Origin of the sequence: Sphingomonas flavalba (genome assembly GCF_004796535.1) — a bacterium.
GTDB lineage: Bacteria > Pseudomonadota > Alphaproteobacteria > Sphingomonadales > Sphingomonadaceae > Sphingomonas_L > Sphingomonas_L flavalba.
Genome location: NZ_SPHY01000013.1, coordinates 68382 through 75617 on the forward strand (window position 1 = coordinate 68382; position 7236 = coordinate 75617).

A 7236-nucleotide genomic window follows, 5' to 3' on the forward strand; every position below is an offset into this window, starting at 1 on the left:
AGCGACGCGTTGCGATGAGCGACGACGACTATGTCTATGACGAGCAATCGGGCGAGTGGGTCGCCCGGTCCACCCTTGCCGGTGGGAGCGCCGCCCCTGTCGAAGTCCGCGATGCCGTCGGCAATCCGCTCGCCGACGGCGATAGCGTCACGCTGATCAAGGACCTGAAGGTCAAGGGTGCGAACCAGACGCTGAAACGCGGCACGGTGATCAAGAGCATCCGCCTCACCGGCGACGCGCAGGAAATCGACTGCCGCTACGACGGCATCAAGGGTCTGGTGCTGCGCGCCGAATTCGTCCGCAAGCGGTAAGGCGGCCGGCGCCCCGGCCGTGACCCGCGCCTAGAGTCTGTCCGCTTTAGGCGGAATCGGCACCATTCCGCTTGAAGCGGACAGACTCTATCCCGCGATCAGCCGGGCGACGCAGCGGCGGTAGCGGGCGGCGACGGCGTCGCGGGCGACGTGGCGGCCGCCGGCGACCACCGCCCGACCCCGCCGCCAGACCCGGTCGATCGCGCCGCGCCCGGCGGCGAAGACCAGCGCGTCGGCCAGCGCCGGGCCCCTGCGGCCGGCGAAGGACGGATGCTCGCCGCGCAGGCCGATCAGATCCGCCGGGTGGCCGGGCGCTATTCCCACCGCCACGCCGAGCGCCTGCCCGCCGCCAGCGACAGCGGCGCGGTATAGAGTATCGCCGGTCGAGTCCCCTGCGGCGCGGGCCAGCCGGTTGCGGCCGCGCGCGGCGAGGCGCTGGCCGTATTCGAGCAGGCGCAGTTCCTCTGTCGCGTCGATCAGCACGTTGGAATCGGAGCCGACCCCGTAGCGGCCGCCGGCGGCGAGAAACGGTTTGGCCGGGAAGATGCCGTCGCCCAGATTGGCCTCGGTCACCGGGCAGAGGCCGGCGACCGCACCGCTCGCCGCCAGCGCCGCCGCCTCATCCGCCGTCATGTGGGTGGCATGGACCAGGCACCAGCGCGCGTCGACGGCGGCATTGGCGAGCAGCCAGGCGACCGGGCGGGCGCCGGACCAGGCCAGGCAATCCTCCACCTCCTTCACCTGTTCGGCGATATGGATGTGGACCGGCCCGGCACCGGCCAGCGGCTCCAGCCATGCCAGTTCGTCCGGCGTCACCGCGCGCAGGCTGTGCGGGGCGACGCCGACGACCGCGTCGGGCAGCGCCGCCACCGCGCGACGGGCACCGTCGAGCAGCGCGGCGAAGCCGTCTCTGTCATTGATGAAGCGCGCCTGCCCGGTACCCGGCGCGGCGCCGCCGAAGCCGGAATGGGCGTAGAACACCGGCAGCAGCGTCAGGCCGATACCGGATTCCGCGGCGGCGGCGGCGATCGCCGCACTCATTTCCGCCCGGTCGGCGAAGGGCGTGCCGCCCCGGTCGTGGTGGAGATAGTGGAACTCGCCGACACGGGTGAAGCCGGTTTCCAGCATCTCGACATAGGCGAGCGCGGCGATCGCGCGCAGATCGTCCGGGGTGATGCGGTTGACGAAGCGGTACATCGCCGCCCGCCAGGTCCAGAAATCGTCGCCTGCCGGGCCGCGCACCTCGGCCAGCCCGGCCATCGCCCGCTGGAAGGCGTGGCTGTGCAGGTTGGGCATGCCGGGCAGAAGAACCGGCACCGCAATGTCGCCGGGCCGGGCCGGAACGCCGGTTTCCACCGTCGCGACCTGCCCGCCGGCCAGCGTGATCCGCACGTCTGTCGCCCAGCCACCGGGCAGCAGGGCCTGCGCACAGTGCAGCGCGGTATCGGGTAGCGGCGGCATCGCCCGGTCTCCTCGGCGGATGGATTATGTCTATACATTTAAAAGCCGTGGTGCAATAGTTCCGCCAGAGGATGGGAGCCGGCCATGCGCTGTGACAAGTTGTGGACCAACGCGCGTATCGCCACCCTCGCCGCGCCCGGCCTCGGCGTGATCGAGGACGGGGTGATCGCGGCGCGGGGCGGCCGCATCGCCCATGTCGGCCGGGCGGCGACGGCGCCGGAGATCGACGCGGCGGAGACCATCGACTGCGCCGGGCGCTGGATCACCCCCGGCCTGATCGACTGCCACACCCACCTGATCCACGGCGGCGACCGCGCCCGCGAGTTCGAGATGCGGCTGGAAGGCGCGTCCTATGAGGAGATCGCCCGCGCCGGGGGCGGCATCCTGTCGTCGATGAAGGCGACACGGGCAGCGAGCGAGGACGATCTGGTCGGCAGCGCCCTGCCTCGCCTCGACGCGTTGACCGCCGAAGGGGCGACGACGGTCGAGGTCAAGTCCGGCTACGGCCTGTCGACGGAGGCGGAATTGCGGATGCTGCGCGCGGCGCGGCGTCTGGGTGAGGCGCGGCCGGTGCGGATCGTCACCAGTTTCCTCGGCGCCCACGCGCTGCCGCCCGAATATGTCGGCAACACGGACGGCTATGTCGCGATGCTGTGCGACACGATGCTGCCGGCGGTGGCGGCAGAGGGGCTGGCCGACGCGGTCGACGCGTTTTGCGAGGGGATCGGTTTTTCCCCCGATCAGGTCGACCGGCTGTTCACCGCCGCCGCCGCCCATGGCCTGCCGGTCAAGCTGCACGCGGAGCAACTGTCCAACCAGCACGGCGCGGCGCTTGCCGCCCGCCACCGCGCGCTGTCCGCCGATCATCTGGAATATCTGGATGCGGATGGGGTGGCGGCGATGGCCGGGGCCGGCACGGTGGCGACGCTGCTGCCCGGCGCCTATTATTTCATGCGCGAGACGCGGCAGCCGCCGGTCGCCGCGCTGCGCGCCGCCGGCGTGCCGATCGCGCTCGCCACCGACTGCAACCCGGGCACCGCGCCGCTGACCTCGCTGCTGCTGGTGATGAACATGGCGGCGACGCTGTTCCGGCTGACCGTCGACGAATGCCTGGCCGGCGTCACCCGCAACGCGGCGATGGCGCTCGGCATCGGCGGCCAGACCGGAACGATCGCCGTCGGCAAGAGCTGCGACCTGGCGATCTGGAACATCGAGCGGCCGGCGGAGCTTGTCTACCGCATCGGCTTCAACCCGCTGCACGCCCGCGTCTGGAGGGGCCAATGACCGTCATCACCCTTACCCCCGGCCGGGTGCCGCTTGCCGACTGGCGCGCGCTCTATCGCGGCGCCGATGCGCGGCTGGACCCGGCATCCGCGCCGGCGATCGCCGCCAGCGCCGCGGCGGTCGCGCGCATCCTCGCCAAGGGCAGGCCGGTCTACGGCATCAACACCGGCTTCGGGAAGCTGGCGAGCGTCAGCATCCCGGCGGACGATCTGGAAACCTTGCAGCGCAATATCGTGCTGAGCCACGCCGCCGGCACCGGCGCGCCGTCGCCCGTGCCGGTGGTCCGGCTGATGATGGCGCTGAAGCTGGCGAGTCTGGCGCAGGGCGCGTCCGGCGTGCGGCCGGACACCGTGGCGCTGCTGGAAGCGATGCTGTGCGGCGGGCTGACCCCGGTAGTGCCGGCGCAGGGATCGGTCGGCGCCAGCGGCGACCTTGCCCCGCTCGCCCATATGACCGCCGCGATGATCGGCGTCGGCACGATCATGGTCGACGGGCGAGCGGTGCCGGCGGCCGACGCGCTGGCCACGGCCGGGCTGGCGCCGCTGGCGCTGGGGCCGAAGGAAGGGCTGGCGCTGCTCAACGGCACGCAATTCTCGACCGCCAACGCGCTCGCCGGGCTGTTCGAGGCGGAACGGCTGTTGCAGGCGGCGCTGGTCACCGGCGCGCTGGCGACGGAGGCGGCGAAAGGCTCCGACACACCGTTCGACCCGCGTATCCACGCACTGCGCGGCCATGCCGGGCAGATCGAGACGGCGGCGGCGCTGCGCGCGTTGATGGCCGGATCGGCGATCCGCGCGTCGCATCTGGAGAACGACGCGCGGGTGCAGGACCCCTATTGCCTGCGCTGCCAGCCGCAGGTGATGGGCGCGACGCTGGACCTGCTGCGCCAGGCGGCGGCGACGCTGGCGACCGAGGCCAATGGCGTGTCCGACAACCCGCTGATCTTCGCCGATGCCGACGAGGCGCTGTCCGGCGGCAATTTCCACGCCGAGCCGGTGGCGCTGGCCGCCGACATGATCGCCCTTGCGCTGTGCGAGATCGGGTCGATCACCGAACGGCGGATCGCGATGCTGGTCGATCCGGCGCTGTCCGGCCTGCCCGCCTTCCTGACCCCGAAGCCGGGGCTGAATTCCGGCTTCATGATCCCGCAGGTGACGGCGGCGGCGCTGGTTTCGGAAAACAAGCAGGCCGCCTACCCGGCCAGCGTCGATTCGATCCCGACCTCCGCCAATCAGGAGGACCATGTATCGATGGCGGCGCATGGCGCGCGGCGGCTGGCGCCGATGGCGGCCAATGTCGGCGCGATCGTCGGCATCGAACTGCTCGCCGCCGCGCAGGGCTGCGATTTCCACGCGCCGCTGGCGTCGAGCGGGCCGCTGGAGGCGGTACGCGCCCGGCTGCGCGCAGAAGTGCCGCATCTGGACGACGACCGCCATTTCCACCCGGATATAGAGGCGGCGACGGCGCTGGTCCGCTCCGGCACGGTCGGTGCCGCCGCCGGCCTGCCGCTGCCGGGGCTGACATGACCGACTGGCTGCATGTCCGCCGGGGCGATACGCCGCTGATCGTCGCGTTTCCGCACACAGGCACCGCGATCCCCGACGCGGTGCTGCGCACGCTATCCTCGCCCTGGCTGGCGCGGCGCGACGCGGACTGGTGGGTCGACCGGCTCTACGCCTTCGCCGCCGACATCGGCGCGACGACGGTGCGGACGGAGATTTCGCGCACGGTGATCGATGTCAACCGCGACCCGAGCGGCGCGTCGCTCTACCCCGGGCAGGCGACGACCGAGCTGTGCCCGACCACCAGTTTCGACGGCGATCCGCTCTACCGCGCCGCGCCGCCCGACGAAGCGGAGATCGCCCGGCGTACCGCGCGCTATTTCGCCCCCTATCACGCCGCCCTTGCCGCCGAGATCGCCCGGCTGCGCGCCGCCCATGGCCGGGTCGTGCTGTACGACGCCCATTCGATCCGGTCGCGCATTCCCCGCCTGTTCGACGGCGCATTGCCGCAATTCAACATCGGCACCAATGGCGGCGCCACCTGCGCGCCGGAACTTGCCGACGCCGTCGTCGCGCACTGCCGGGAAAGCGGCATGGGCCATGTCCTGAACGGCCGGTTCAAGGGCGGCTGGACGACGCGGCATTACGGGCGGCCGGAAAGCGGCGTCCACGCCATCCAGATGGAGCTGGCCTGCCGCGGCTATATCGACGAGCCGGACGTGCCCGCGCCGGCCAACTGGCCCACCCCGTTCGACCCCGCCCGCGCCGCGCCGCTCACCGCCGTGCTGCAACGGATACTGGCAGACTGCCTGGCCTTCGCCGCCAGCGGAAAGGACCCGCAATGACCCGCCACGACAACCGCCGCGCCGTCAACCCGCCGACCGGCACCGCCCTGTCGGCGAAAAGCTGGCTGACCGAAGCGCCGCTTCGGATGCTGATGAACAATCTGGCGCCGGACGTGGCGGAAAACCCGCAGGAACTGGTGGTCTATGGCGGCATCGGCCGGGCGGCGCGCGACTGGGAAAGCTATGACCGGATCGTCGAGACGTTGAAGCGGCTAGACGCGGACGAAACGCTGCTCGTCCAGTCGGGCAAGCCGGTCGGCGTGTTCCGTACCCATGCCGACGCGCCGCGCGTGCTGATCGCCAATTCCAACCTTGTCCCCCATTGGGCGACCTGGGAGCATTTCAACGAACTCGATCGCAAGGGGCTGGCGATGTACGGCCAGATGACGGCGGGGTCGTGGATCTACATCGGCAGCCAGGGCATCGTGCAGGGCACCTACGAGACGTTCGTCGAGATGGGGCGGCAGCATTATGGCGGCGACCTGTCCGGCCGCTGGCTGCTGACCGCCGGGCTTGGCGGCATGGGCGGCGCGCAGCCGCTGGCGGCGGTGATGGCCGGCGCGTCCTGCCTTGCCATCGAATGCCAGCCGAGCCGAATCGAGATGCGGCTGAAAACCGGCTATCTCGACCATGCCGCCGACAGCATCGAGGCGGCACTGGAAATCATCGAGCGGTCCTGCCGGGACAGGAAGCCGGTGTCGGTCGGCCTGCTCGGCAACGCCGCCGACCTGCTGCCGGAACTGTTCCGGCGCGGGGTGCGCCCCGACCTGCTGACCGACCAGACGTCGGCGCACGACCCGGTCAACGGCTATCTGCCGCAGGGCTGGTCGCTTGACCAGTGGGCGAAGGGCCGCGCGCAGGACCCCGCCGGGGTCGCCAAGGCGGCCGGGCAATCGATGGCGGCCCATGTCCGCGCGATGCTGGATTTCCACAAGGCCGGGGTGCCGACCGTCGATTACGGCAATAATATCCGCCAGGTGGCGAAGGATAACGGCGTCGCCGACGCCTTCGCCTTCCCCGGTTTCGTCCCCGCCTATATCCGCCCACTGTTCTGCCGGGGGGTCGGGCCGTTCCGCTGGGCCGCCCTGTCCGGCGACCCGGAGGACATCTACAAGACCGACGCCAGGGTGAAGGAATTGCTGCCCGACGACACCCACCTCCACCATTGGCTGGACATGGCGCGCGAACGCATCCGCTTTCAGGGGCTGCCGGCGCGAATCTGCTGGGTCGGGCTGGGCGATCGCCACCGGCTGGGGCTGGCGTTCAACGAAATGGTCGCGTCGGGTGAACTGAAGGCACCGATCGTCATCGGCCGCGATCACCTTGACAGCGGATCGGTCGCCAGCCCGAACCGCGAGACCGAGGCGATGCGCGACGGGTCCGACGCGGTCAGCGACTGGCCGCTGCTCAACGCCCTGCTCAACACGGCAAGCGGCGCGACCTGGGTCTCGCTGCACCATGGCGGCGGCGTCGGCATGGGGTATTCCCAGCATGCCGGCATGGTCATCGTCGCCGACGGCAGCGAAGCGGCGGCGCGGCGGCTGGAACGGGTGCTGTGGAACGACCCGGCGACCGGGGTGATGCGCCACGCCGACGCCGGCTACACAGAGGCGCTGGATTGCGCCCGCGAAAAGGGGCTGGACCTGCCCGCCATTACCGGCTGAGCGGGCGGCTGCGCGCAGCGCCCCCGCCTAGAGTTTGTCCGCCTTAGGGTCAGGACCCATTGATCAGAGCCAGAAGATGACGGTTGCTGCGAGTGCGATGGCGGAGAAGAAGGCCTGCGGGCACCGGTCGTAGCGCGTGGCGACGCGGCGCCAGTCCTTGAGACGGCCG

The 7236-nt window shown here is 71.1% G+C and carries 6 protein-coding genes and 1 pseudogene; 5 read left to right on the forward strand and 2 right to left on the reverse strand.

Annotated features, from left to right (window positions below; genetic code table 11):
* Window positions 1-14: 14 nt before the first annotated feature.
* Window positions 15-311, forward strand: a complete 297-nt coding sequence (locus tag E4A53_RS12015) for an alkylphosphonate utilization protein (RefSeq protein ID WP_136163359.1) — start codon at window positions 15-17, stop codon at window positions 309-311.
* Between the two features lie 87 nt (window positions 312-398).
* Here E4A53_RS12015 and E4A53_RS12020 read toward each other — a convergent pair whose 3' ends face one another.
* Window positions 399-1772 carry a formimidoylglutamate deiminase gene (locus E4A53_RS12020; protein ID WP_136163360.1) on the reverse strand — a complete coding sequence of 458 codons (1374 nt, stop codon included), beginning with the start codon at window positions 1770-1772 and terminating at the stop codon, window positions 399-401.
* An 84-nt stretch (window positions 1773-1856) separates the two neighbouring features.
* On the opposite strand from E4A53_RS12020, the gene hutI reads away from it, so the two are divergent.
* From hutI to hutU, 4 genes are read left to right on the forward strand one after another with little or no spacing between them, the layout of a single operon-like run.
* Entirely contained in the window at window positions 1857-3056 is a 1200-nt protein-coding gene (gene hutI, locus E4A53_RS12025) for an imidazolonepropionase (protein ID WP_136163361.1), read from the forward strand.
* Complete coding sequence (hutH, locus tag E4A53_RS12030) at window positions 3053-4582, forward strand: histidine ammonia-lyase (protein WP_206366313.1); 1530 nt, start codon at window positions 3053-3055, stop codon at window positions 4580-4582. The genes hutI and hutH overlap by 4 nt, the downstream gene beginning before the upstream one ends.
* Window positions 4579-5403, forward strand: coding sequence for an N-formylglutamate deformylase (gene hutG, locus E4A53_RS12035; protein WP_136163362.1), 825 nt, complete (start codon window positions 4579-4581; stop codon window positions 5401-5403). Before hutH ends, hutG begins: the two co-directional genes overlap by 4 nt.
* Complete coding sequence (hutU, locus tag E4A53_RS12040) at window positions 5400-7067, forward strand: urocanate hydratase (protein ID WP_136163363.1); 1668 nt, start codon at window positions 5400-5402, stop codon at window positions 7065-7067. Before hutG ends, hutU begins: the two co-directional genes overlap by 4 nt.
* Before the next feature lie 63 nt (window positions 7068-7130).
* Here the strand turns inward: hutU and E4A53_RS12045 are convergent.
* Window positions 7131-7236: pseudogene (locus tag E4A53_RS12045) on the reverse strand (IS5/IS1182 family transposase); the annotation flags it as partial.

What these genes read in the sequence shown, in the direction of transcription:
- hutH (WP_206366313.1), top strand. Translation starts at nt 3,053, where the DNA reads ATGACCGTCATCACCCTTACCCCCGGCCGGGTGCCGCTTGCCGACTGG.
- E4A53_RS12020 (WP_136163360.1), bottom strand. Translation starts at nt 1,772, where the DNA reads ATGCCGCCGCTACCCGATACCGCGCTGCACTGTGCGCAGGCCCTGCTG.
- hutI (WP_136163361.1), top strand. Translation starts at nt 1,857, where the DNA reads ATGCGCTGTGACAAGTTGTGGACCAACGCGCGTATCGCCACCCTCGCC.
- hutU (WP_136163363.1), top strand. Translation starts at nt 5,400, where the DNA reads ATGACCCGCCACGACAACCGCCGCGCCGTCAACCCGCCGACCGGCACC.
- hutG (WP_136163362.1), top strand. Translation starts at nt 4,579, where the DNA reads ATGACCGACTGGCTGCATGTCCGCCGGGGCGATACGCCGCTGATCGTC.
- E4A53_RS12015 (WP_136163359.1), top strand. Translation starts at nt 15, where the DNA reads ATGAGCGACGACGACTATGTCTATGACGAGCAATCGGGCGAGTGGGTC.